Below are 22,646 nucleotides of genomic sequence, written 5' to 3'. Positions count from 1 at the left end.
TTCAGCCCTTGCCGGGGTGCACGGCTCCACAGGTGGCACAGGTCCGGCCGTCCTCACTCTCATAGAACTCCTTGAACACGGGAGGAAGATCTTCGACGATGTCACGCACCTGAAGCTCCACCTCGTGGACAAGGCTGGAACAGGTGGGGCAGTACCACTGGAACTTCTCCAGCGTCCCCTCCTCGCGAATCCGTTCGATGACCAATCCGATGGAGCCTTCCTGCGGACGCTGGGGCGAGTGCGGCAGGTTGCCAGGCAGGAGCCACACCTCGCCCTCCCTGATGTGGACCGTCTGCGGGCCGTCAGGCGTCATGAGATCGACATACATGTCGCCCTTGATCTGGTAGAACCACTCCTCGTACGGGTCGAGATGGAAGTCGGTCCGCTGGTTCGGGCCGCCCACGACCTGGACGATGAAGTCCTTGCCGGTCTGGATCGTCCGGTTGTTCACCGGCGGCTTCAGCAGGTGCTCGTGCTCGCTGATCCACGAGGCGAAGTTGATCGGTACCGGGATGAGTGCGTCCGTCACGTGCGTTCTCCTTGGTCGTCTGGGTGCGGGTGTGGATGGCGGGCGATGACCTGCATCTCGACGAGCAGGTGCGGGTGCGGGAGCTGATGGACCGCGACGGTCGTCCGCGTCGGGCCGTCCTCGTCGAAGAACTCGGCGTAGACCTCGTTGAACCCGCCGAAGTCGTTCATGGACGTGAGGTAGGCGGTCACCTGGAGCACGTCCGACAGGGTCGCCCCGACCTCGCCGAGGATGCGGCCGATGTTCTCGATGACCGCACGGGTCTGAGCGCGGATGTCGAGGTCGGTGGTGCCGAACTCATCGACCTCGACGCCGACGAAGGTGTTGTCGGGCCGTCGCGAGCTCGTACCGGACACGAACACCAGATCGCCCGCGACCTTCACGTGCGGGAACCTGCCGCGGGGACGCGCGAGCCCGTCGATCGTGCGGCTGCCCGTCATGACGCCTCGCCCCCGCTCCGGCCCGCGGCCACGCGCACCGACACCCGGCCCAGGGTCGACACCTGCGCGGTGGCGAAGCCCTCGGTGAGCGGTACCGCCGCGGTCGCCGCCCCGGCGAGGACGACGTCGCCCGCGCGGAGCGGGATCGAGTGGCGGCGGGCGATCCCGGCGAGCAATCGCAGGCCGCGCAGCGGATCTCCGAGGATGGCCCCCGTACTCCCGACCGCCACGGTCCGGGATCCGAGGTCCATCCGCACCGCCAGGTTGTCCAGTGGCCGCACCGCGCTCCACGGGCCGACGACGAACGCCGCCGCGGACGTGTTGTCGGCGATCACGTCCGCGTAGGAGAACCGGAAGTCCCGGTAGCGCGAGTCGATGATCTCCAGGGCGGGGGCCACGGCGTCCACCGCGGTCGCGAGGGAGGCCGACGGCTCGTCCGGGTCCACGTCTCTGGCGATCCTGAACGCGACCTCGGGCTCCACCCTCGGATGGATCAGGCCGCCGAGGCCCAGCTCACCGCCGTCCGGGACGTCCATCGCGTCGGTGAGCTGTCCGACGATGACCTCGTGGACCCCCATCTGGCGCATCTTGGCCCGGCTGGTGAACCCGAGCTTGAGACCGATCGGCCGTTCCCCGCGTGACCGGCGGCGGGACACGAGGGCCCGCTGCACCCGGTACGCGCTCGCGACGTCCCAGTTCTCGCCACCCGATCGGCCGGTGACCGCGCGTGTCGACGTCTGGGCGTCGTCCAGCTCGTGCGCGAGCCGCTCGACCTCGCCGTCCGTCAGGCTCATCGGTCGCCCTCCCGTCCGGCGGCGGCGAGGTCGAGCGCGACGTCCGCGATCATGTCCTCCTGCCCGCCGACGAGCCTGCGGCGCCCGGCCTCCATCAGGATGGCGCGTACGTCGAGGCCGTACTTCTCGGCCGCTCGCCCGGCATGGAGGAGGAAACTGGAGTAGACGCCCGCGTACCCCAGGGTCAGCGTCTCGCGGTCCACCCTGACGGGACGCGTGCGGAGCGGGCGGACGATGTCGTCGGCGGCGTCCTGCAGCGCGAAGAGGTCGCACCCGTGTTCCCAGCCCAGCAGATTGGCCACCGCCACGAAGGGCTCCGCGGGACAGTTGCCCGCGCCGGCGCCCTGTCCGGCCAGCGCCACGTCCACCCGCACCGCCCCGTGCTCGACGGCGGTCACGCTGTTCGCCACCGAGAGCGAGAGGTTCTCGTGCGCGTGGATCCCGACCTCGGTCCGCGGGTCGAGCACGTCGCGGTAGGCGTCGACGCGTTCGGCGACGTCACGGCCGGTCAGGCGTCCCCCCGAGTCCGTGACGTAGACGCAGTTGGCGCCGAAGGACTCCATGAGCGCGGCCTGCGCGGCGAGTCTCGCCGGGTCCAGCATGTGGCTGAGCATGAGGAACCCGGACACGTCCATGTCATGCGACCGGGCCCAGTCGATGTGCTGTGCCGCGATGTCGGCTTCGGTGCAGTGGGTCGCGATCCGGACGCTGGTGACGCCGTGCCGGTGCGCGCGCTCCAGATCCTTGATCGTGCCGATCCCCGGGATGAGCAGGGTGGTGAGCCTGGCACGTCGCAGCACCTCGGCCGCTGCGTCGATCCACTCAAGGTCGGAATGGGCGCCGAAACCGTAGTTCGCGCTCGAACCACCGAGGCCGTCCCCGTGCGCCACCTCGATGGCGTCGACCCCCGCCGCGTCGACGGCCGACGCGATCCTGCGCACCTGTTCGGCCGTGTAAGAATGACCCATCGCATGCATTCCATCGCGTAGAGTCACATCTTGGATGTAGATCTTCATAGCTCAACCCCCTCACGCAGCTCAAGGATCCGCTCGGCCGTCCGCAGGGCCGCCGAGGTCATGATGTCGAGATTGCCGGCGTACTCCGGCAGGTAGTGACCGGCTCCGGACACTTCGAGGAAGACCGTGACCTTGGTCCCGGAGAACGTGCGGCCGAGCGCCGGGACGTACGCGCCGTCCAGCCGGTCGAACTGGACGTCCTGCTTGAGCCGATACCCCGGGACGTACTCCTGAACTCGCGCGACCATGTCCCTGACCGCGCGCGCCACCGCGTTCCGGTCGAGCCGTTCCCGGCCGGGCGAGTCCTCCACCAGGCAGTAGACGGTGTCCCTCATGACGATGGGAGGGTCCGCCGGGTTGAGGATGATGATCGCCTTGCCGATTCCGGCACCGCCGACGGACTCGATCGCCCGGCTCGTGGTCTCGGTGAACTCGTCGATGTTGGCGCGGGTCCCAGGGCCGGCCGAGCGCGACGCGATGGACGCGACGATCTCGGCGTAGGCGACCGGGGCGACCCGGGCCACGGCGGAGACGACCGGGATGGTTGCCTGCCCGCCGCACGTCACCATGTTCACGTTGTCGACGAAGTGCATCTCGTCCAGGTTGACCGTCGGCACGGCGTAGGGTCCAAGGGCCGCCGGGGTCAGGTCGATCATGAGCTTTCCGTGCCGGCGCGCGAACGCGGCGTGCCGCTCGTGTGCTCCGGCCGAGGTCGCGTCGAAGATCACCGCCGCGTCGCGGAACTGGGGCAGGTCCGCCAGCCCGTCGACGCCTTCCGCCGTCGTCGCGACGCCATGCCTGCGGGCCCGCGCCAGACCATCGGATTCCGGGTCGATGCCTACCATGGCCGCCATCGAAAGCCGCTCCGAGAGGCGTTCGATCTTGAACATGAGATCTGTCCCGATATTGCCGGAGCCGATGACGACGGCTCCCGCCTTTCGCCCTGCGGCCATCACATCTCCCGATCGACGAAGCTGACCTCGACCTGGCCGAGTCCGGCCAGTCGAGCTGTGAATCGCCCGGTGCCCGCCACCTCGGCCATCGGCCCGAGCGCACCGGTCATGATGATGTCGCCCGCCCGCAGCGGCCGGCCGCGGCGGGCGAGTTCGCGTGCGACCCAGGTGGCCGAGACCACCGGCGATCCCATGCACGCCGCGCCCGAGCCGAACGCCACGTCCTCACCGTCGTGCTCCAGGACCATGCCGACGTCGGCGAGGTCGAGGCCGTCGAGCGATCGCGGGGTCGTTCCCAGCACCACCCCGCCGCTGGAGGCGTTGTCCGCGATCGTGTCGCTGATCGTGATGTCCCAGTTCGCGATCCGCGAGTCCACGATCTCGATCGCCGGCAGGACGAAGCCGGTCGCCCGGATCACGTCGGCCACCGACGGTCGGGGCGGCTCGATGTCCGCTTCGAGGACGAACGCGACCTCGGCCTCGACCCGGGGCTGAAGGTAGGCGCCGCGCTCCAGCTCACTGCCGTGGGAGTGCAGCATGTCGTCGAACACCAGTCCGAAGTCAGGCTCGAAGACGCCGAACTGCTCCTGCACCGACCTCGCGGTGAGACCGATTTTGCAGCCCACGACACGGGCTCCCGCTCGCTCGCGTTCGGCGGCGACCGCCTCCTGCACGGCGTACGCCCGCTCGATGTCGCCGGTGCCGATCAGGTCCCGCACCGGGGCGCACGGGGCGGCGTCTCTGGCCGCCGCGAGCAGCCGGTCGGCCGCATCGTCAATCGTCGTCTTCACAGTTGCACGCACACATTCGTCGGCTCGGTGTAGAAATGGAGCGAGGCCTCGCCGCCCTCACGGCCGATCCCGGACAGGCCCATGCCGCCGAACGGCGAGCGCAGGTCCCGCAGGTACCACGTGTTGACCCACGACATGCCGACCCGCATCGCCTGGGCGACCCGGTGGCCGCGGGTGAGGTCCGAGGTCCACACGGACGACGCGAGACCGTACTCGGTGTCGTTCGCGAGAACGATCGCCTCCTCCTCGGAGTCGAACGGGATCAGGCCGGCGACCGGCCCGAACACCTCCTCCCGCATGACGCGGTCCCGCTGGTCGAGACCGACCCAGATCGTGGGCTCGATCCAGGAGCCGCCGTCGAGGGCCGGTCCCATCGCCGGGACGCCGCCGCCGACGACGGTCCTCGCACCCGCCTCCTCGGCCAGGCCGAAGTAGGTGAGCACCTTGTCCCGATGGGCCTGGGAGATGAGCGGGCCGGTCGTCGTCGTCTCGCTGAGCGGGTCGCCCAGGGCGAGCGCCTCGGCCCGGGCGGCGAGACCGTTGACCACGTCGTCGAAGATCGGGCGCTGTACGTAGACCCGCTCGGTACACAGGCACACCTGGCCGGTGTTGGAGAAGATCGACCGGGTGAGCCCGTCCAGTGTCGTGCCGAGATCGGCGTCCGCGAAGACGACGGCGGCGTTCTTGCCGCCCAGCTCGAACGACACGGGCCGGACCCGCGCGGCGACGGTCCGCATCACGTGCGCGCCGGTCGCCGTCGAACCCGTGAACGTGACGCCGTCGATGCCGGGGTGCCCGGTGAGGAACTCCCCGGCGGAGTCCCGGCCGAACCCGTGGACCACGTTGTAGACGCCGTCCGGCAGGCCCGCCTCACTCAGCACCTCGGCCAGCAGCGCCGCCGTGGAGGGTGTCTCCTCACTCGGCTTGACCACCACGGCATTGCCGCAGGCGAGCGCCGGTGCGACCTTCCAGGTCAGCAACAGCAGCGGCAGGTTCCACGGGACCACCACGGCGACGACCCCGAGCGGCTTGCGCACCGCGTAGTTGAGCGCGCGGCGTCCATCCGGCAGTTCGGTGAGGAACGACTCCTGACCGGCCGCTCCGACGACGTCGGCGAAGGCCCGGAGGTTCGTGACGGCGCGTGCGACGTCGACGCCACGAGCGTGCGTCACCGGTTTGCCGGTGTCCCGCACCTCGGCGGCGACGAACTCCTCGAAACGCTCCTCGATGCGGTCGGCCGCCCGGCGGAGCAGGGCCGTACGGTCGTTCGTGGTCCACCGCGACCAGGAACCGCCGAGCGCGTCACGTGCCGCCTGCACGGCGCGCGCCACCAGCGCGCCGTCAGCCTCGTGTACACGTCCGGCGACGTGGCCGGTGGCGGGATCGACGTTGTCGAACAACGACGTGGTGTCGGGCTCGACGAATCGTCCACCGACGAAGTTGTGGACGATGCCCTCTGCGAACGCTGCGGTCATGGTCATATGCTCACCGGACCGCGCCATGTGCCACAAATAGGTCTTACGAGGTGTGCCATGTCCATACGTGCATATCTGTAGTGAGTCATGCGTCACGTCCCAGGGTTCCCAGGTACAGCTCGACGACCTTGGGATCGTGCATGAGTTCCCGGCCCGTCGCCGTGAAGGCGTTGGCCCCCTGGTCCAGGACGTATCCGCGGTCACAGATCTCCAGGCAGCGCCGTGCGTTCTGTTCGACGATCACGACGCTGACACCGGCCCGATTGATGTTCCGGGTCTGAACGAACACCTCGTCCTGCATGTGTGGCGAGAGACCGGCGGACGGCTCGTCGAGCAGGAGCACCGAGGGATTCATCATGAGCGCGCGTCCCATCGCCACCATCTGCCGTTCCCCGCCGGACAACGACCCGGCTGGTTGGCTCCGCTTGTCCAGCAGTGAGGGGAACAGGCCACCGACGAAGTCCAGCCGCTCGGCGAACGTCGCGGGCGCCTGGTAGCAGCCCATCTGGAGGTTCTCCTCGATCGAGAGGCTGGTGAAGACGTTCTCGGTCTGCGGCACGAATCCGATACCGCGGGCCACGAGCGAGTCCGCGCGTTCATTGGTGATGTCCTCCCCGCGTAGGCGGACCGCCCCGCTGCGAACCGGCACGAGGCCGAACAGCGACTTGAGGAGGGTCGACTTCCCGGCCCCGTTGGGCCCGATGATGCCGATCAGCTCCCCCTGGTCGCACCGGAGGCCGGCCTTCCTGAGGATGTCGACCCCCGGCACGTACCCCGCCACGAGATCTTCGGCGACCAGCAGTTCGCGTGCCGCGCTCACCGGCCGCCCCCCTCACCGCTCAGCGCCGAGGCGGTCTCGCCGAGGTCGCTGCCGAAGCGTTCACCCAGATAGGCGCCGACCACCCGCTCGTCGTTCGTGACCTCTCGTGCCGTACCCTCGGCGATCACCCGGCCCTGGGCCATGACGACCACGCGGTCGGAGATCTCGTGGACCATGTCCATGTCGTGCTCGACGAACAGCACGCTCACCCCGTCGTCGCGCAGCGACACGATGTGTCCGAGCAGCGACTGTTTGAGCGCCGGGTTGACCCCGGCCATGGGTTCGTCGAGCATCACCATCCGGGGCTCGACCATGAGCGCGCGGGCCATCTCCAGCAGCTTCCGCTGCCCACCGGAAAGCGACCCGGCCAGTTCGTCGCGCTTGTCGTCCAGCAGGAACCGCGCCAGGAGCGCACGCGCACGAGAGGTGTTCTCCTTCTCGCCCCGCTTCCACAGCGCGCTGAACGGGGCCGTCCACAGCCGCTCGCCGAGCTGACCCGGCGCGGCGATCCTCATGTTCTCCAGCACCGTCAGCCGGGAGAGGACCTTCGTCAGCTGGAAGGTGCGGACCATGCCCAGCCGAGCGACCTTGTGCGGGGCCACACCCGCCAGTGGGTGACCGTCGAACGTCCACTGGCCGGCGTCAGGACGGTCGAATCCGGTCAGCAGGTTGAACAACGTGGTCTTGCCCGCCCCGTTGGGGCCGATGAGCGCGGTGATCTCGCCCCGGTGGATGTCCAGGTGGTCCACGTCGACGGCGGTGAATCCGCCGAATCGCCGCTCCACTTTCTCGGCCGTGAGGATCACGGCCGGATGGGGGCTGGAGCGTTCAGGCATTGAGCGCCATCTCCTTACGATCTCCGAAGATTCCTTGGGGTCGATAGACCATCAGCAGCACCAGGGCGACTCCCACGAGGATGAACCTGACCGTTCCGATCTGGTCGCCCGTCATCAGCCAGGTGGGGATGACCGGGTCCTGCCCTTCGGTGAGCGCGCCCAGGATCCCGCTGACCAGGGACAGGAGCGCCCAGAAGAGGACCGCGCCCACGACCGGGCTCATGATCCGGGCCGCGCCGCCGAGAATGAGCATCGTGCAGACGATGAACGTCAGGTCGAAGCTGAAGTTGTCCGGCTGCACGGAGTTCTGGCCCAGCGCGACGATGAACCCGCCGAGCGCGCCGATGAGACCGCCGATCGCCAGTGCCTGCATCTTGTACGTGTAGACGCTCTTGCCCAGGCTGCGGACCGCGTCCTCGTCCTCACGGATCGCCTTGAGCACCCGGCCCCATGGCGCGCGCATGATCGACCAGACGAAAACGCTGACCACCACGACCAGACCCCAGCCCACCGTCATGACCCACAGGTCGGTCGGCCGGTACCCGAGGAACGGCTGCTGGAACGGATTGGCCGCCTGGAACCCCGTCGAGAAGCCGGAGATCCCGTCGCGTCCGTGGAAGACACCCTGGAACGCCGCGCCGAAGAATAGCCGCAGGACCTCCGAGGCGGCGATGGTGGCGATGGCGAGGTAGTCCGCGCGCAGACGCAGGGTCGGCACTCCCAGGAGGAGGCCCAGCGCGACACTGCACAGCAGGCCGAGACCGATCGCGGCGAAGAACGGGAGTCCCAGCGAGACGGAGCCGACCGCGAACCCGTACGCGCCGACGGCGAGGAAGCCGGCCTGGCCGAAGTTGATCAGACCCGCGTATCCGAACTGCACGTTGAGCCCGATGGCGGCGAGACAGAAGTACGCCGCGTCGACGGAGAAACCGGCCCGGAGGGCGCTCATCAGGATGTCCATGTCAAACCTCTCGATCAACCGATGCGCTCGGCGCGCCCGAGGAGTCCTCGCGGCCGGACGAGGAGTACGCCGATGAGCAGGAACAGCGCCGCCGCCACCTTGAGCTCGGACGGGATGACCAGCGTCGACATCTCGATCAGGGTGCCCACGAGCAGACTTCCGATGACGGCTCCCCACACCGATCCGAGTCCGCCCACCGTGATGGCGGCGAACATCACCAGGAGCTGGAGCGCGCCGAGGTCGAACTTCACGGCCTGGCTGAAACCGAGGAGCAGGCCGCACGTCCCGGCGAGCAGGGCGCCCACGGACCAGACGGCCGCGATCACCCGGTCGACGTTGATGCCCGCCGTCGCGGCGAGGGCCGCGTTGTTGGCCACCGCGCGCGTCGCCCGGCCGAGCCTGGTCCTCCTGAGCGCCACCGTCACACCGACGACCAGCACGAGCGCGATCGCCATGCAGACCAGGTCGCGGATGGAGAAGGTGATCGGACCGAGACGGTGGCCTTCTGGCGTCGTGTACTGGCGATACGTCTCCGTCCTGCCACCGGTGAAGAACTGGTAGGTGTTCCGGAGGATGAACTGCACCCCGATCGAGATGATCATCATGGCGAGGACGCTCGTACCTCGGCGCCGGATCGGGCGCCAGAAGAACCGATCCTGCGCGAACCCGAACGCGGCGGCCAGTCCCGCGGCGAGGAGTCCGGCCAGCCAGATGTCAGCGCCCATCACGTTGAGCGCGTACGTCACGAGTGCGCCGAAGGTCACCATCTCACCGTGCGCGAAGTTGGTCAGACCGGTGGTGCCGAAGATCAGCGAGAGCCCCAGCGCGCCGAGCGAGATGATCAGGCCGAAGTAGAGACCGTTGAACAGGCTCTGCGGGACCTGGTCCACCCAGCTCAACGTCTGACGGTCACCCTTCCCCAGGACGAAGGTGACCGTCAGGGGAAGGGTGCTCGAAACCGCCCTGGTGATCGGGTTGCGACCACCTTCACGCAGCGCGACGCCGTCCGGGAGCGACGTCTCGTCAAGCTCGATCGAGATGGTCCCGACCTTGAACGGCACCTCCACCGAGAAGCTGCCGTCCGCCAGACTGGTGGCGGAGTGCTTCGCGCCCGACGCGTCGGTCACCGTCACCGTGCCGCCGGCGACCGGTGCCGATCCCGTGTCGTCACGGTTGACCAGCTTGCCCGTCACCTTCACGACGCCGGGGCCGTCCACCCCGGCCGTGACCGCCGGGGAGGTCGCCGCGACCGCCACGGAGCCGGCACCGAAGAAGGCCACGACGAGCAAGACAAGGCATAGGGCAGGACGGAACCGCACGGAGACTCCAAGTTCGGGGGAAAGAGAGGTTCGGTGCTGTGGTGTCACGTGTCCTGACGTCACAGCATCGCGGGTCGGGCTACTGACCCATCCAGAGGCCGGCCTTGATCAGCTCAGGCACGATCTTCTTGGTCTCGTCGAACCCGACGAGCGCGATGGCGTCCGGATCCGCCGCCTTGATGGCGTTCACCTCGGCCGTGAATCCGCCCGAGTCCGCGGCGTAGAAGCGCGTGGCGACGACGTTGCCGCCCGACTCGGTGAACGACGTCTTGATGCTCCCGGCGAGTCCCTGCCCGTACGCGTCCTGCCGGACAAGGATCGCGACGTCGGTGTAGCCGTCGTTCGACATCGTGTTGGCGAGCACGCCGCCCTGCAGGGCGTCCGACTGCATCATGCGGAAGAACAGCCCCTTGTCGGGGAAGGTGTCGAACGCCGGGGACGTCACGGAGGGAGAGATGTTGAGAATCCCCGCGTTCACGATCTTGTCGAGAACGCTGAGGGAAACGCTCGACGAAGCGGTCCCGACGATGACGTCCACGTCCGCGTCGAGCAGCTTGTCCACTTCCTGCGGCGCGATGTTGGGCGTTCCGTCACCTGAGTCCCCGCCGACCAGCTTGACGTCCTCACCCAGGACTCCGCCCTGGTCGTTCAGTTCGGCGACGGCCACCTTGACCCCTGCCGACATCGGCGGACCGAGATAGGACAGGTCACCGGTCTGTGGCAAGAGGGAGCCGAACACCAGTTGGCCGTCACCGGGCGCGGCGACGCCGCTGATCTCCTGCGCCGGGAGGGGGATCGGGTCGGCGGAAGCCTCACCCGTCTCGTTGCCGACCGACTGGTAGGTGTTGTCCGCGCCGTACTGGAAGATGCCGACGGAGGCTGCCGAGGGGCTGCCGGTCTTGTTGAGATCGATCGGACCGCTCAGCCCGTCGTAGTCGATCTCCGAGCCCGCCTTCAGTAGCTTCGAGCAGTCCGCGAAGGAAGCGCACTTGTCTCCCGGCGCGTTCGAGACGTCGCGCATCTTGGCGGCGACCGACTTCGAACTGTCACTCTTCGCGGCCTCCGCCGCGAGCGCCGTCAAGATCACCGAGTCGTACGCCTCCACCGCGTAGGCGAAGTCCTTCAGCCCGGGGTCGGCGGCGAGGAGCCGCTTGCGGAACTCGTCGGTCGATTTCCCACCGGGAATGACGCCTTTCACGCCGTCGAACGTGCCGGCCTTGAATTCGTCGCCGTACTGAGTGGTGTTGCCGTCGACCAAGTAGATCTGCGTCTTCTTCGAGGGTTGTGCCGTACTCGGCTGATCAGTCGCGTCAGAACATCCCGTGACGAGCAGGGACGCCGCGACGGTGGCCGCCAGCCCTATCAGTTTTCGATTCATGTGGTGCTCCAGATCGGCTGCGTCGCACTGTCCCCCGAGCCGGCAAGACGCTGATGTACGTCGAGGATGAGTGCCATGCCACATGTCCGTCTAATGCATGTTCTCAGTCCTGCCATACCTGTTCAGGCATGACCGCGATCCCAGGCGCATGCGGAGACGGAGACGGAGTCGGGCGTGCCGGCCAAGCTCATGACCGATCGCGTGGAGTTCGAGCGGTCAGGGACGAGGCCGGTTGCCGGCCGAGGTCGAAGCGGTCCTGCGCGAGGTCATCGGCTCGCGGTATCTGAACCGTCAGCGGCTCAAGATCGTCCAGTCAAGGTCGTCTGCGGGAAGCTCGCAGTCCGGGGAATCCAGGGCCAGGGCATGATCGCCGACCCAACGGGCGAAACTCGTCCGGCGGTTCGTCTCCACGCTCATGCCGACAGCATGTCGTCGGACTCGACAAGGTCCTCATGCCAGAGGAGAAACTGCGGGAACGGTTGAAGTGCCGCCGAGCCGCCCGTGGGCCTCACGAACGCACGACCAGAGCACATCCTCCAGCTCCGCTCTGAAAGTCGCCATCTCCTTGGCGGTCCCGATGGTCACCCGCAGCCAGCCGGGTGGTCCAACCTCGCGGATCAGCACGCCACGCCAGAGCAACCGTTCCCATACCGCGTGCCTGTCGGGAAGACGCCCGAACAACAGGAAGTTCGCGTCGGAGTCGAGCACCTCCAGTCCTATGCCACGCAGCCAAGCCGCGGTCGCGTCACGCTCGGCGCATACAGCTTCGACCGCGCTCAGCACCTCGTCCCGGTGCGCGAGCGCGACCCGCGCCATCGCCTGGGTGACCGCCGACAGGTGGTAGGGCAGACGAACCAGCTCCATCGCCTCGATGACCGCAGGATGGGCGGCGAGGTAGCCGAGCCGCGTACCTGCCATCCCGAACGCCTTGGAGAGCGTCCGGGTGACGATCAGCCGTGGATTCGAGGCCAGCAGCGACAACGCCGACGGCGTACCGGGGCGCGTGAACTCGAAGTAGGCCTCGTCCACGACCACCATGCCGGTCGCGGCCGCGGCCAACCTCTCGATCACCTCAAGGTCCAGCACCTCCCCGGTCGGGTTGTTGGGGGAGGTCAGGAGGACGATGTCCGGCCGGAGCTCTTCGATCGCCGCCACCGCCTTGTCCGGATCGAGTCGGAAGTCATCGTCACGCGCGCCGGAGATCCACTCCGTGGCCGAGGTGGCAGCGATGATCGCATGCACGGAGTAGGAGGGATCGAAGCCCATCGCCGAGCGTCCGAGACCGCCGAACGCCTGCATGATCTGCTGGAGCACCTCGTTCGATCCGTTGGCGGCCCAGATGTGACCTGCCGTCAGCCCGTGACCGAGGTAGGCGGCCAGGTCGGCGCGCAGTTCGGTGGCGTTGCGGTCGGGGTAGCGATGCAGCTCGCCCGTACTCGATCGCACCGCCGACACCATGGCTTCAACCAGCGCCGACGGTGGCGGATAGGGATTCTCGTTGGTGTTGAGCCTGACGGGTGCGTCGATCTGCGGCGCGCCGTAGGGGACGCGACCGCGGAGGTCGGGGCGCAGCGGCAGGTCGGTGAGGGAGAACTCGTTGGCCGACTTCTGCCTCTCTATGTAGCCATTCACATGCGTCTCCTTGTTGCAGATCAACAGAGATCGCTGTGACAGTCCATGCTCATGCAGCAGCCGCGATGCCAAGAACCGAGATCGTCGCACCGGACCCGGGTGGCCTGCGGATGGTCGTGCTGTGCGGGCCTGCCTGACCCGTGCAAGGAGACCAACCCTGCTTCTGTTACACAGAGTGTTCCTGCGATCTTGTCTGAACGCTTATCTGTACGCGGACACACCATGGCAGCGACCTATCACGACGGCCGAGGTGCTCATGTCCTGGTGGGTGACGTTGCTGTAGAGGTTCACGCCTGCGGCGACCAGTCTTGTGAACGTACCCGCCCGCAGGCTGGTCAGGTGGAAGTGTCATCCTGCCGCCGGAACACTTCACCACCGAAGAGAAGAGTCGTGGCAGCCAACAGGCCAACTTCGAGCAGACTCGCCGGCGAACTCTTTGTAGGGAGAGTGCGGGACCGCGAACGCACCAAGGTCACTGTTGTCGAAGCCGTACGAAGGCGCGACCCGATGCGCGGGATCGAGCAGCACCCGCCAGATCACCGAGTCGCGAAGGTCACGGTCGAAGGAGACGTCGGCACACAATTGCCGGGCGGCCCTCCTCATGCAGCGCAAGCGATCAAGGGGGCATCACTCGCGAACCCCCCTGACTGGCGGCTCCAGCCGAGTCGGAGCGGCTGACGTCTGCCGCCCTTGGGGCGCACCCACAGCACGTCGTAGCCCTCGGCGCGGCCGAGGTCACCAACGTCCGTGCCGCATCCGGAGACCGGTGGTGAGCGACACGGCCAACTCGGCGGCGCACCTCCTCGGCGTGTTCGGGAGCGACCCGGGCGCCGGCGGTGCTCCGACTGCTACCGGCCGAGCATGAAGGGCCCACCCGCGCCCGGCAAGTCTCCGCTTACCGGGCCGGAAGCGGTCACCGAACGCCGGCTTCAGTTGCCGATGACGCCGTACATCACGTCCGTCGATTCACCCAGGCCGCTTCATGGGCTTTGGGTGACTCAGGATGGTCTCGTGGTAGGTCTTTCCACGGCTCATCCCGAGCAATCTGGCGATGGGCCGCAGCGTCAGCGCGGTGGCGATCAAGTCGCCGATGCGAGGTGACAGCGCCTCGCCGAGCAGCAGCATGTTTGCCGTTCGCGGCAACACGACGCGTCGCTTCCCGCTCCGGACCGCAGCCACCACAGCTCGCGCGACATCTTCCGACGACAGCGGAGTCATGTGCCGGAACGGGGGCGGCATCTCAGCTTCCTCCGCCTCCCTCAACAGATCGGTGGCGGTGAGCGCTGGATGGATCACCGAAACCCGGATATCGCCACCCGCCACCTCCTGACGAAGACTGTCAGAGAATGCGGAGACCGCGTGCATCACAACTGCGTATGAGCCGAATCGGGAAAACGCTTTGCGTCCCATCACGGACGACATGTTGACGATCGTGCCCGACCCCTGTTGCCGGAGTATCGGGAGCACGCGTTGCGTTACGTTGATCATCCCGAAAAGGCTCGCCTGCAGTGTTTGGCGGACGTCGTCTTCGAACGCCGCCGATTCGATACCGCCCACCTTCCCGATGCCCGCGTTGTTCACCAGCACGTCGATTCTTCCGAAGCGGTTCATCGCCGCGTCCACCAGGGCTGTCACAGCACCGGGGGAGGTCACGTCGGTCGGCACCGACAGCGCTTCTGAGTCGAGATCGCGAATTTCGCTCTCCACCTGAGCAAGTCGGTCGGCCGAGCGGGCCGCGAGAACCAACCGTGCTCCTTCCCGGGCAAACGCCAGCGCGGCGGCCCTGCCGATTCCTCGTGATGCGCCTGTGACCAGCACCACCTTGTTCGCGAAGAGCGGGTTCATGCGCTCCCTTTCTTGGTGTATATACAACGTAGGGCCATGGAGATGCGCCTGGGCCGGCCCTGTTTTCCTAGGCCCCTGGCGCATACCCCATGCTGCTCGCAATCCCCTGGACCGCGTTCACGCCTGTCGTCCCGAGAAGCTGCGCCGCCTGCCGCTGAGCCTGCCGCCACTCGGGCATCACGGACTCGATTTTCGCCTGGCCCGCACGGGTGAGCGCAACCTCCCGCATCCCCTTGGCATCAGACGACGGGACCTCGATCCAGCCGTGTTTCAGCAGTAGATTCAAATTCCGGCTGACCGTGGACCTCTCCAGTTGCAGCACATCGCCAAGTTTTGCCGGCGGACACGGGCCGACCTTGCCCAGGGCGGCCAAGAGGTTGACCTGGGCGATGGTCAAACCATGACCACTGAGGGCGCTGTCGTAGAGGCTCGTGAGCGCTCGGCCGATCAACCGGACGCGCACCGCCAGGCAGTCACCCACGATCTCGTCAATGGAAGCGGTTCTCACGCCCCTCAGTGTTGTATATGCATCAAGGAGATGTCAACCGCGTCGGCGGGCACCGGCGAGGGTGGGATACCGTGCCTGCCGAAGCTCCGTCCGTGCAGTTCAAGCGGCACGTGAGTATTCGTGAGGGACTCCACCGAGCCAGTCCCGTCGGCGTACGTTCAGATCGACGATGGTGCCCCGCCTCCGGTGGCCGTCGACAGCCGGAACAGGAACCCGTCGCGAAGGGCCAGGAAGTCGTTTGACCTGCGCGGATGACGTTATCGGCAGGTGCAGGCGCAGGATCGCGACTTCCTACGCTGACATGCCGGACGTCATGCAGCGACCGTACCAATGTGACGTCTGATTACTGCCAGCCGTACCGTGGCATGATCGGCCAGACTCTCGACCCATGAGCAACCGACTTGATGGCAAAGTAGCCCTGGTGACCGGCGGCGGCCGGGGCATCGGCGCCGCCGTGGCGCTGCGTCTGGCGCAGCAGGGCGCCGATGTGGCTCTCACCTTTCACAACAACGAGCGTCGCGCTGAGGAGGTCGTGGACCAGGTCAAGGCAGCAGGGCGGCGGGCTGTGGCCATCCAGGCCGACAGCGCCGACCCGGCAGCGCTGACCGCCGCGATCGACAGGACCGCCGACGAACTGGGCCGCCTGGACATCCTGGTCAACAATGCCGGCGGGTTCCCCGTCGGGCCGCTGGAACAGGTGAGACTCGAGGAGTTCGACCACACGGTCGCGGTCAACGTCCGCGCGCCGTTCGTCGCCTCGCAGGCCGCCGTGCCGCACATGCGTGCCGGTGGGCGCATCATCACCATCGGCAGCATGGTGGCCGATCGGGTGGTGTTCCCCGGGTTCTCCCTGTACGCGATGAGCAAGACCGCGCTCACCGGACTGACCAAGGCGCTCGGACGCGAACTGGGCTCGCGCGGGATCACGGTCAATCTGGTGAGCCCGGGCGCGACCGACACCGAGTTGAACCCCGCCGACGGCCCCAATGCCGAAGTGATCAACGGGTTCACCGCGCTCGGCCGATACGCGGAGCCGGCCGATGTGGCCGCGGCCGTGGCGTTCCTGGCCGGAGAGGACGGACAGTACATCACCGGGGCGACGCTCACCGTCGACGGAGGATTCACGATCTGACCCGTGTACCGCTCGAAGATTGAGTCCGCGGTCTGAGCTGCGGTAGGGCGGCGTGGCGGGATTCGCCGATCATGCCTGCGACGGCGGGTTTCGGTGAATGGATCACAGGTCGTCGAGGTCGGTCACCTCGCAGGAGGGCTGCGTGGCGATGTCCGGCGGACATTGTTGCCGGGACCGGCACGGGCCTGCTCGGGACTGGTACGGCCGATGCCCGTTGTAGTGGATCAAATATTCGTGAAGCACGCGGGCCGGGTGGCGTTCGCCGAGGTGCAGGATCCGATCCTGAAGTTCACGACAGTGGGTGCCGATGACCCGCTCGCAGATGGCGTCCATCCTCAGCGTCTGCGGCGGTGTTGTGATGATTCGCAGTCCTTCGGTTTCGAAGACCTCCCTGAAGGCGAAGGCGAAGACCGGGTCCCGATCGGTGGGGTGATCTGGAGGAGCGGGGCGTAGTTGCCGCCGTCGTCCTCGGCGAAGGCCGTGAGCACGTCGGGGCCGCCCGCCGCGTCCAGCTCGCGGCGGCGAGGCGACGGACCACGGGCTGCAGCGGGGTGCGTTCGCCGGGGTCGCCGGGGCCGAAGGCGATCTTGACGAGTTCGTTGAGGTCGATCGCGACGGGGGCGACGACGGCGAACTCGAAGTCGAGCAGTGCGACCACGCGGCCGTCGTGCCACAGGGTGTTGGGCGTGCAGAAGTCGCCGTGGTTGAGCGCCTCGGGCGCGGCGGGCAGCGCGGCCCAGAAGCGGTCGAGTGCCCGGCCGAGCCCCTTGGCCTGGGCCGGGGTGAGCCCGCCGGCCGAGACCAGCCGGCCGAGTGCGGCCGTCGCCGTTCGTTTCGGTCGGTGATGGGCCGGGGTTGCCCTGTCCTCGTGCTCGGCGGCGTCGGCCCGCACGTGGCGGCGGCGGGACTTGGCCCATCGCGGCCGTCGCCCGACCGGCCCTCCGGCCTCCACCCGGGGTCGCCGCCCAGGTGGCGCCGGGCCCGTTCGACCAGATCCTCGTCCCCCTCGGGATGCCCGAGCAATTCCTCGATCCGCTCCCGTTTGTGCTCGACCAGCGCGGAGCCGGCCGGGCGCGCCGGCGGCGATCTCTGCGGGCGGTACGGGCGTGCCACCGCGTCGGGGGTGCACCTGCGTGGTTACGGGCGCGCCCTCGCCGCGGCGTCCCGGACCGTGTGGTCCTGGCCCGTCTTCGCCAGTTCGTCCAGCACTTCCAGCGCCTCTGCGGTGCCGATCCGGGCGATGGCGTCGACCGCCTTGACCGCGCGGGCCCTGGTGCCCCGCGCTACCCAGCCGGGGATCAGGGCGGCCAGGTCGCGGGCCGTCCGGCCGTCGCCGAGCCATCCCAGCGCGGGCAGCGCCCAGGCGTCGCCGTGCAGGAACAGCGCCCAGCCCAGGTCGGCCAGCGAGCGCCGGTCGCAGGCGTCGCGGACCGCGTCCAGCCGCTCGTCCGGCTTCCTGGCCAGCGCGACGAGCCTCCTGGTCGCGTCGGCGGGCAGGGCCCGGCCGCCGCCCTTGAGCAGCACCTGCGGCAGGACATCGGGATCGGCGTACGCGGGCAGCCGGGCCGCCCGCCCCGGCGCGGTCAGCACCGCCGGGACGTCCTCGCCGGGCGCGTCCGGGACCCGCGGCGCCGGGTCCGGCCCGGGCAACTCGGGATGCGCCTTGAGGTGCATGCGGAGCAGCCCGGCGGCGAGGAGCGCCGACGTCGAGTCGCTCGCGGCCACCGTGGACAGCACCCGTACCGCCCGTATGGGGAAGCGCTCCATCGCTGCAAGCAGGTACTCACGCGCGAACTCCCGCTCGTACCGCTCCAGCAGCAGCTTGAACGCCTCGTCGCTCGGAATCAGGGAGATCAGCTCAATGAACTGCTCCCGCCACGGCTTGTAGATCCTGAGCCGGTCCCAGGCGTCGACCAGGACCGGGGCGGCCGCCGGGCCCAAGCCGTCGGCCATCGTGGCGCGCATCCCGTACGTGAACGCGTCGAAGTCGGACTCCTCCAGTCTCCAGCCGAGCAGTTCGAGGTGCCGCAGCGTGCTCACCGACGCCCACAGTCGTTCGCGGTAGAAGGCGTTCGAGCCCCACTCGGCGGACGGCGGGTCGGCGCAGCACTCGTCCACCCAGTCGTGCCGGGTGGGCACCAAGTAGGAGACGACGAACCGCCGCGAGCGGGTGCCGCGGTGCGCGGCCAGGCGTTCCACCGCCCGCCGATACTCCTCCTCGGGGCAGAAGGCCAGCAGCCCCCGGACCCGGCGCAGGCTTACCGAGTCGACCTGCCGAAGGGAGTCCAGCGGGCGCAGGTCTTCCGTCGAGGAGGTGATGCCGCTCAGTTCGGCGAGCGCGCAGGCGGCGAAGGCGAGCCCGCGGGAGGCGATCCACCCGTCGGTGAAGGTTCGCGGCGTCTCGTTCCCGTTCCGCGTGCCGTCGACGATCGATGCGATCGCCGCCGCCCCGGCGGGGTCATCGGCGCCGCTGAGGTATGCCCGCGCGTGCGCGACCAGGGCCTTGTCGCTCCTGCCCGCCGACAGTACGGCCTCGATGCGGCCGCGGTGCTTCTCGGTCAGCTTCGCTGCCAGGTCCGCGGCGCCAGGGTCGACGGTGTCGCTGGGCGCGACCTCGCCCAGCGCCCGGTCGGAGACGCCCGGTTCCGCGGGGAGCGCGCCGCCCCGCCGGGGGTGCAGATCTTGGCGTAGGGGCTCGGAGAGGACCAGGACGTCCTCGGCCGGGGGAAAGTGATCGTCCACGGCGGATCACCGTAGCGGAACCGGGTGACACTCACCCCGCGTCGGCAGATACCGCAGGTCGCACTCCACATCTCGGACGGTCCGGGCCGGCACCAGCAGCGAATCCACCGCCTCGGCCCGCAACCGGCCCCCGCCCACGCGTCGGACCCGCCCATCGGGCAGCGGTTCAGCCCCGGCCTCGGGTTCGAACACGCCCTTGCGAACGGTGCTCTCGCTGACCCCGGCCACCCGCGCGACCAGCCGAACACCCCATGACCCAGCAGCCGGGCCTCGGTCGCCAACGCCAGCCGCCGCTGGCGCTCGTTCAAATGAGGTAACAACACCGCGAACCGCAACGCGAGCTGATCGCGGACCTCGCCCGGGATGGCCATATCAACCCATCGAACCGGAAACCCGGAAGCACCGTGTTGTTTCCTTACAACTCCACGGTGAACGACCAGGCGCTATCGTCGTTCTGATGTTCAGTGCCACGACGAGGAGCCTGCACAAGGCTTCACTGTCGTACCCGCAGGTCGGAATATGATGGATCAGGGAGTTGCCGCCGAGGCCTTGCGCAAGGGGGCGGCATGAGGCGTCTCGTGCCCTGGCTGGCAATGATCTGTCTCGCCGGTTTCTGTGTCGTGCTCGCCGGACAGGCCTGGACTGAGAAAGATCCGGATCCGCCGCCGACGGTACAGCCGGCGGCACGGCTGCCTGTGCTGCCAGGTAAGAACGCGCCGCGCCTCGACTACGCGGTGTTGTACGACCCGGGGGTCATCCGGGAACCCGAGGCCGCGCACCACTCCTGGAGAGTGGGGACCGGCTCCGGCCAGGAGTGGCGGATCGAGGACGCGCTCGGCTTCGTTCCCAAGGACGGCGGGCAGGCGGTGTCGCCCCTCGCCATCAGCGACGACGGCCGCCGCCTCGCCTATCTCCAGCGTTCCGACCGTGCCCTGGTTGTCAGAGACCTCGCCAGCGGGGAGACCAGGCGGGTCTTCACCAGGGTGTACCGGCCCGGCGACGACTCGTGGAACGTCGAGCTGACCTTCCATGCGGACGGGGAACTGCTGTTCGTGTGGAACGCCGGCGGCGGGAGCGAGCTGATCGATCTGGCGTCGACGGCGCGTCTGCGCGTCGGCACGGAGTTTGAGCGTGACCTTCTGGAGGCGCGCGCGGACCGCGGCCGTGTCACCGTGCTGGCCGGCGAGGAACTACGGGTCCGCGAGAACTGGAAGTCTCCGTTTACGGTGGTCCACCGCGAAGGTGATACCGACGACGGCACGCACCCCGTGGTGCTGGGCGATGAAGCGGTGAGCGTCGTCCGGCTGGGAGACGTGAAAAACCTGCGTTATCAGCTGAAGAGAGTGGATCTCCGCCACCCCGCCCACCGGGTCACGTCCGCCGACCTCGCGCTGCCGTACGACCTGGAGACCGTCGACGCGATCCGCCCCCTCGGTCGCGACAGTGTACTGCTCCGCGCCGAGCGGAGCCGGACCTGGCCCGATCACGGGTACCCGCCTGGACCGTGCGACTGGGAGGAGTTCTACATCGTCAACCTGAAAACAGGGGCCATCAGGTGGGCCGATTACCGGGCGGCCGAGATCTGGGGAATGGAAGGAAAGCACATCAAAAGGCATGCCTACGCACGGGACTTCGTGCCCAAGCCGGTTGCAGAACGCCCCGTACCGGCCCCGGACCGCAAGCGCTGCCTCTGACCCGGCGCCCGCAGACAGGAAACGCGTATCCGCGCCGGTCAGAGCTCACGCAGCATCAGGATCTCGTCGCGATCATCACCGGGTGAGAGCAAGTCGTTCGAGATGACCACCCAAGCGACGTATCAGTGGGTTGGGCCTAAACGGCTTGGCCGCGCCAGAAACCCGCAGGCGGACGGTCCGGGTCCGCTAACCCAGAGTGAGCTCGTCGGCGGCGGTGCGCTTCTGCGGCAAGCGCATAGCTGAGACGTACGCCGGGCTGCAGAACCTGCGCCGCCGTGATGCGCCGAGGGAAGCAGGTTAAGACACGACCGCTAGGCACACCACCGCCGACTCACCTGGAAGGTGTCTCCCGCGCAGGATGCGCTCCTGGCCTGCGGTAGGGCACCTCGTTAGGGGTTGGGTCGGGTCGGAGCGCGGTGCTGACCTCGCGATGAGCCCGTTTCCCCGACCCGCCCGCTGAGTGAAGTCGACCGCCAGCGAGGTGCCCTTGGCTGGGGTCCTATACCTACCGCCCCCGCTGAACCACCGACTTCGCCACCCCCACCACCAGTCGGTGACCCACACCGTCACGAGAGCGGGCCATGCCTGCAGCGTTTGGTCATCGACCGGGTCAGGCTCGACTCGGTACCCGGCCTTGAGCAGCGCGGCCTCATGCCGCACCAACTCCGGGGCGGAGGCCTCGCCATCGCCACCGTTGGCAATCACGAACGGCGCACCGTCACCCTCCACGACGAACCCGTCCTGCCGCTCACCGAACTCCCGCCTGTCCGTCGTGCGCAGCACCGCCCGGATGGCCTCAGCGTCGCGATCCCGCACCGTCCATAACAGCCGCTCGCCCGCCCCACGAACCCGAACTCCGGCTTGTCCTCGCTCATGGTCCCCACCGTCGGCCAGCTGCGATCTTCGGCCTAGGGCGATTCGCCCCAGCAGGCCAGTGGTATCCCCGAGGGACATGTCCTTCACCAGCGCGCGAGCGCGGCGAGCAGCCGCTCACGCTGCGCTTCCCTCAGACCACCGACACGTCGTTTCACCTCGACCCCGCGCGTCGCCATCACCGCGGCGACCCTCGCCGGGCCACAACCGGGCACCGCCCGCAGCACCTGCGAGACCCTCGTCCTCTTGACGAGATCATCGTCCTGCGCCGTGGCGAACACCTCCGCCACGGTGACCGTCCCGGCCCGGATCTTGGTCAGCAGCTCACTGCGCGCCGTCCGCGCCTGCGCGGCCTTGTGCAAGGCCATCGCCCTCTGCTCAGCGGTCAACGCCGGTCCCGCCATCGATGGGCCTCCAACCTCGGTTGTCCCCCACCTCCCGACGCCATCACATCGGGCTCGGTGGCGTGTCGGCCTCCCATCATGGAGGACTGTCAACGAATGTGGCAGTAACCCCGGCTCGCCGTACCACTCCTACTCGCAGGCCAGCAGGTCGCCTGGCTGGCAGTCGAGGGCGTCACAGATCTTGGTCAGGGTGGTGAACCGGATGGCCTTGGCCCGGCCGTTCTTCAGAATGGACAGGTTGACCACGGTCACCCCTACCCGATCTGCCGGTTCGGTGAGTGTCATGCCACGCTCGGTCAGGAGTCGGTCGAGGTGAACGGTGATGGCGTGGGTGTCCGGCTCGGCCGGCGACATCAGACGGTGCCTTCCAGGTCGTCGCGCATTCGCACTCCGGTGCGCAGGACGTTCGCTAGTGGGCCGTCCCGGAACGTTGGCCGGGTAATTGATCTCGGCTGGTGGACCCGTCAGGCTGGCTGTCTCTGGAAGCTGGGAGGTAGTCGTGGC

21 protein-coding genes and 1 pseudogene are annotated in these 22,646 nt (G+C 68.2%); 2 read left to right on the top strand and 20 right to left on the bottom strand.

The window, feature by feature from the left end; all coding sequences use genetic code 11:
* Window position 1: 1 nt before the first annotated feature.
* The 15 genes from ACZ6S0_RS52060 to ACZ6S0_RS51990 form a co-directional block, all read right to left on the bottom strand.
* Window positions 2–529 (bottom strand): 3-hydroxyanthranilate 3,4-dioxygenase, encoded by a 528-nt coding sequence (locus ACZ6S0_RS52060; RefSeq protein ID WP_344884256.1) that lies wholly within the window; start codon window positions 527–529, stop codon window positions 2–4.
* Window positions 526–969, bottom strand: coding sequence for a RidA family protein (locus ACZ6S0_RS52055; protein WP_465928447.1), 444 nt, complete (start codon window positions 967–969; stop codon window positions 526–528). The genes ACZ6S0_RS52060 and ACZ6S0_RS52055 overlap by 4 nt, the downstream gene beginning before the upstream one ends.
* Window positions 966–1,763: a 2-keto-4-pentenoate hydratase gene (locus ACZ6S0_RS52050; protein WP_465928445.1), complete on the bottom strand. Its 798-nt coding sequence runs from the start codon at window positions 1,761–1,763 to the stop codon at window positions 966–968. The genes ACZ6S0_RS52055 and ACZ6S0_RS52050 overlap by 4 nt, the downstream gene beginning before the upstream one ends.
* The gene (gene dmpG, locus ACZ6S0_RS52045; protein WP_465928443.1) at window positions 1,760–2,779 is read right to left on the bottom strand and encodes a 4-hydroxy-2-oxovalerate aldolase; all 1,020 of its coding nucleotides are present in this window, start codon (window positions 2,777–2,779) and stop codon (window positions 1,760–1,762) included. Before dmpG ends, ACZ6S0_RS52050 begins: the two co-directional genes overlap by 4 nt.
* Entirely contained in the window at window positions 2,776–3,732 is a 957-nt protein-coding gene (locus tag ACZ6S0_RS52040; RefSeq protein ID WP_465928441.1) for an acetaldehyde dehydrogenase (acetylating), read from the bottom strand. Before ACZ6S0_RS52040 ends, dmpG begins: the two co-directional genes overlap by 4 nt.
* A complete protein-coding gene (locus ACZ6S0_RS52035; protein WP_465928439.1) occupies window positions 3,732–4,523 on the bottom strand; it encodes a 2-keto-4-pentenoate hydratase in 792 nt (263 codons plus the stop codon). Before ACZ6S0_RS52035 ends, ACZ6S0_RS52040 begins: the two co-directional genes overlap by 1 nt.
* Window positions 4,520–5,998, bottom strand: a complete 1,479-nt coding sequence (locus tag ACZ6S0_RS52030; RefSeq protein WP_465928437.1) for a 2-hydroxymuconic semialdehyde dehydrogenase — start codon at window positions 5,996–5,998, stop codon at window positions 4,520–4,522. The genes ACZ6S0_RS52035 and ACZ6S0_RS52030 overlap by 4 nt, the downstream gene beginning before the upstream one ends.
* 85 nt (window positions 5,999–6,083) lie before the next feature.
* Window positions 6,084–6,818, bottom strand: a complete 735-nt coding sequence (locus tag ACZ6S0_RS52025; RefSeq protein WP_465928435.1) for an ABC transporter ATP-binding protein — start codon at window positions 6,816–6,818, stop codon at window positions 6,084–6,086.
* Window positions 6,815–7,654 carry an ABC transporter ATP-binding protein gene (locus tag ACZ6S0_RS52020; protein ID WP_465928433.1) on the bottom strand — a complete coding sequence of 280 codons (840 nt, stop codon included), beginning with the start codon at window positions 7,652–7,654 and terminating at the stop codon, window positions 6,815–6,817. The genes ACZ6S0_RS52025 and ACZ6S0_RS52020 overlap by 4 nt, the downstream gene beginning before the upstream one ends.
* Entirely contained in the window at window positions 7,647–8,603 is a 957-nt protein-coding gene (locus tag ACZ6S0_RS52015) for a branched-chain amino acid ABC transporter permease (protein WP_465928431.1), read from the bottom strand. Before ACZ6S0_RS52015 ends, ACZ6S0_RS52020 begins: the two co-directional genes overlap by 8 nt.
* A 26-nt stretch (window positions 8,604–8,629) precedes the next feature.
* Window positions 8,630–9,895 carry a branched-chain amino acid ABC transporter permease gene (locus ACZ6S0_RS52010; RefSeq protein WP_344884226.1) on the bottom strand — a complete coding sequence of 422 codons (1,266 nt, stop codon included), beginning with the start codon at window positions 9,893–9,895 and terminating at the stop codon, window positions 8,630–8,632.
* 118 nt (window positions 9,896–10,013) lie between these two features.
* Window positions 10,014–11,312, bottom strand: a complete 1,299-nt coding sequence (locus tag ACZ6S0_RS52005) for an ABC transporter substrate-binding protein (RefSeq protein ID WP_465928429.1) — start codon at window positions 11,310–11,312, stop codon at window positions 10,014–10,016.
* Window positions 11,313–11,762: 450 nt separating this feature from the next.
* Window positions 11,763–12,932, bottom strand: coding sequence for a histidinol-phosphate transaminase (locus ACZ6S0_RS52000; protein ID WP_465928462.1), 1,170 nt, complete (start codon window positions 12,930–12,932; stop codon window positions 11,763–11,765).
* A 978-nt stretch (window positions 12,933–13,910) separates the two neighbouring features.
* Window positions 13,911–14,789 (bottom strand): SDR family NAD(P)-dependent oxidoreductase, encoded by an 879-nt coding sequence (locus tag ACZ6S0_RS51995; RefSeq protein WP_465928427.1) that lies wholly within the window; start codon window positions 14,787–14,789, stop codon window positions 13,911–13,913.
* A gap of 67 nt (window positions 14,790–14,856) precedes the next feature.
* Window positions 14,857–15,297 (bottom strand): MarR family winged helix-turn-helix transcriptional regulator, encoded by a 441-nt coding sequence (locus ACZ6S0_RS51990; RefSeq protein ID WP_465928425.1) that lies wholly within the window; start codon window positions 15,295–15,297, stop codon window positions 14,857–14,859.
* Window positions 15,298–15,685: 388 nt separating this feature from the next.
* Here ACZ6S0_RS51990 and ACZ6S0_RS51985 point away from each other — a divergent pair, with 388 nt between their 5' ends.
* Window positions 15,686–16,429, top strand: coding sequence for an SDR family NAD(P)-dependent oxidoreductase (locus ACZ6S0_RS51985; protein WP_465928423.1), 744 nt, complete (start codon window positions 15,686–15,688; stop codon window positions 16,427–16,429).
* A 289-nt stretch (window positions 16,430–16,718) separates the two neighbouring features.
* Here ACZ6S0_RS51985 and ACZ6S0_RS51980 read toward each other — a convergent pair whose 3' ends face one another.
* From ACZ6S0_RS51980 to ACZ6S0_RS51970, 3 genes and pseudogenes are all read right to left on the bottom strand, one after another.
* On the bottom strand, window positions 16,719–17,381 hold the full coding sequence (locus ACZ6S0_RS51980; protein ID WP_465928421.1) for a phosphotransferase: 663 nt from the start codon (window positions 17,379–17,381) through the stop codon (window positions 16,719–16,721).
* Between the two features lie 185 nt (window positions 17,382–17,566).
* The gene (locus tag ACZ6S0_RS51975; protein WP_465928419.1) at window positions 17,567–19,171 is read right to left on the bottom strand and encodes a hypothetical protein; all 1,605 of its coding nucleotides are present in this window, start codon (window positions 19,169–19,171) and stop codon (window positions 17,567–17,569) included.
* Between the two features lie 84 nt (window positions 19,172–19,255).
* Window positions 19,256–19,542, bottom strand: a pseudogene (locus tag ACZ6S0_RS51970) (ISAzo13 family transposase); the annotation flags it as partial.
* A gap of 195 nt (window positions 19,543–19,737) precedes the next feature.
* Here ACZ6S0_RS51970 and ACZ6S0_RS51965 point away from each other — a divergent pair.
* Window positions 19,738–20,865 carry a TolB-like translocation protein gene (locus tag ACZ6S0_RS51965; RefSeq protein WP_465928417.1) on the top strand — a complete coding sequence of 376 codons (1,128 nt, stop codon included), beginning with the start codon at window positions 19,738–19,740 and terminating at the stop codon, window positions 20,863–20,865.
* A gap of 959 nt (window positions 20,866–21,824) precedes the next feature.
* Here the strand turns inward: ACZ6S0_RS51965 and mihF are convergent.
* Both mihF and ACZ6S0_RS51955 read right to left on the bottom strand, forming a co-directional pair.
* The gene (mihF, locus tag ACZ6S0_RS51960; RefSeq protein WP_465928415.1) at window positions 21,825–22,142 is read right to left on the bottom strand and encodes an integration host factor, actinobacterial type; all 318 of its coding nucleotides are present in this window, start codon (window positions 22,140–22,142) and stop codon (window positions 21,825–21,827) included.
* A gap of 129 nt (window positions 22,143–22,271) precedes the next feature.
* Window positions 22,272–22,496, bottom strand: coding sequence for a helix-turn-helix domain-containing protein (locus tag ACZ6S0_RS51955; protein WP_465928413.1), 225 nt, complete (start codon window positions 22,494–22,496; stop codon window positions 22,272–22,274).
* Window positions 22,497–22,646: the final 150 nt, after the last annotated feature.

The organism is Nonomuraea sp. NPDC051298 (assembly GCF_055586305.1).
Note: the sequence above shows the minus strand (reverse complement) of the source record. Positions and strands in the feature narration are given on the sequence as shown.

What these genes read in the sequence shown, in the direction of transcription:
- ACZ6S0_RS52055 (WP_465928447.1), bottom strand. Translation starts at nt 969, where the DNA reads ATGACGGGCAGCCGCACGATCGACGGGCTCGCGCGTCCCCGCGGCAGG.
- ACZ6S0_RS52050 (WP_465928445.1), bottom strand. Translation starts at nt 1,763, where the DNA reads ATGAGCCTGACGGACGGCGAGGTCGAGCGGCTCGCGCACGAGCTGGAC.
- dmpG (WP_465928443.1), bottom strand. Translation starts at nt 2,779, where the DNA reads ATGAAGATCTACATCCAAGATGTGACTCTACGCGATGGAATGCATGCG.
- ACZ6S0_RS52040 (WP_465928441.1), bottom strand. Translation starts at nt 3,732, where the DNA reads ATGGCCGCAGGGCGAAAGGCGGGAGCCGTCGTCATCGGCTCCGGCAAT.
- ACZ6S0_RS52030 (WP_465928437.1), bottom strand. Translation starts at nt 5,998, where the DNA reads ATGACCGCAGCGTTCGCAGAGGGCATCGTCCACAACTTCGTCGGTGGA.
- ACZ6S0_RS52020 (WP_465928433.1), bottom strand. Translation starts at nt 7,654, where the DNA reads ATGCCTGAACGCTCCAGCCCCCATCCGGCCGTGATCCTCACGGCCGAG.
- ACZ6S0_RS52015 (WP_465928431.1), bottom strand. Translation starts at nt 8,603, where the DNA reads ATGAGCGCCCTCCGGGCCGGTTTCTCCGTCGACGCGGCGTACTTCTGT.
- ACZ6S0_RS52005 (WP_465928429.1), bottom strand. Translation starts at nt 11,312, where the DNA reads ATGAATCGAAAACTGATAGGGCTGGCGGCCACCGTCGCGGCGTCCCTG.
- ACZ6S0_RS51995 (WP_465928427.1), bottom strand. Translation starts at nt 14,789, where the DNA reads ATGAACCCGCTCTTCGCGAACAAGGTGGTGCTGGTCACAGGCGCATCA.
- ACZ6S0_RS51985 (WP_465928423.1), top strand. Translation starts at nt 15,686, where the DNA reads ATGAGCAACCGACTTGATGGCAAAGTAGCCCTGGTGACCGGCGGCGGC.
- ACZ6S0_RS51965 (WP_465928417.1), top strand. Translation starts at nt 19,738, where the DNA reads ATGAGGCGTCTCGTGCCCTGGCTGGCAATGATCTGTCTCGCCGGTTTC.
- mihF (WP_465928415.1), bottom strand. Translation starts at nt 22,142, where the DNA reads ATGGCGGGACCGGCGTTGACCGCTGAGCAGAGGGCGATGGCCTTGCAC.
- ACZ6S0_RS51955 (WP_465928413.1), bottom strand. Translation starts at nt 22,496, where the DNA reads ATGTCGCCGGCCGAGCCGGACACCCACGCCATCACCGTTCACCTCGAC.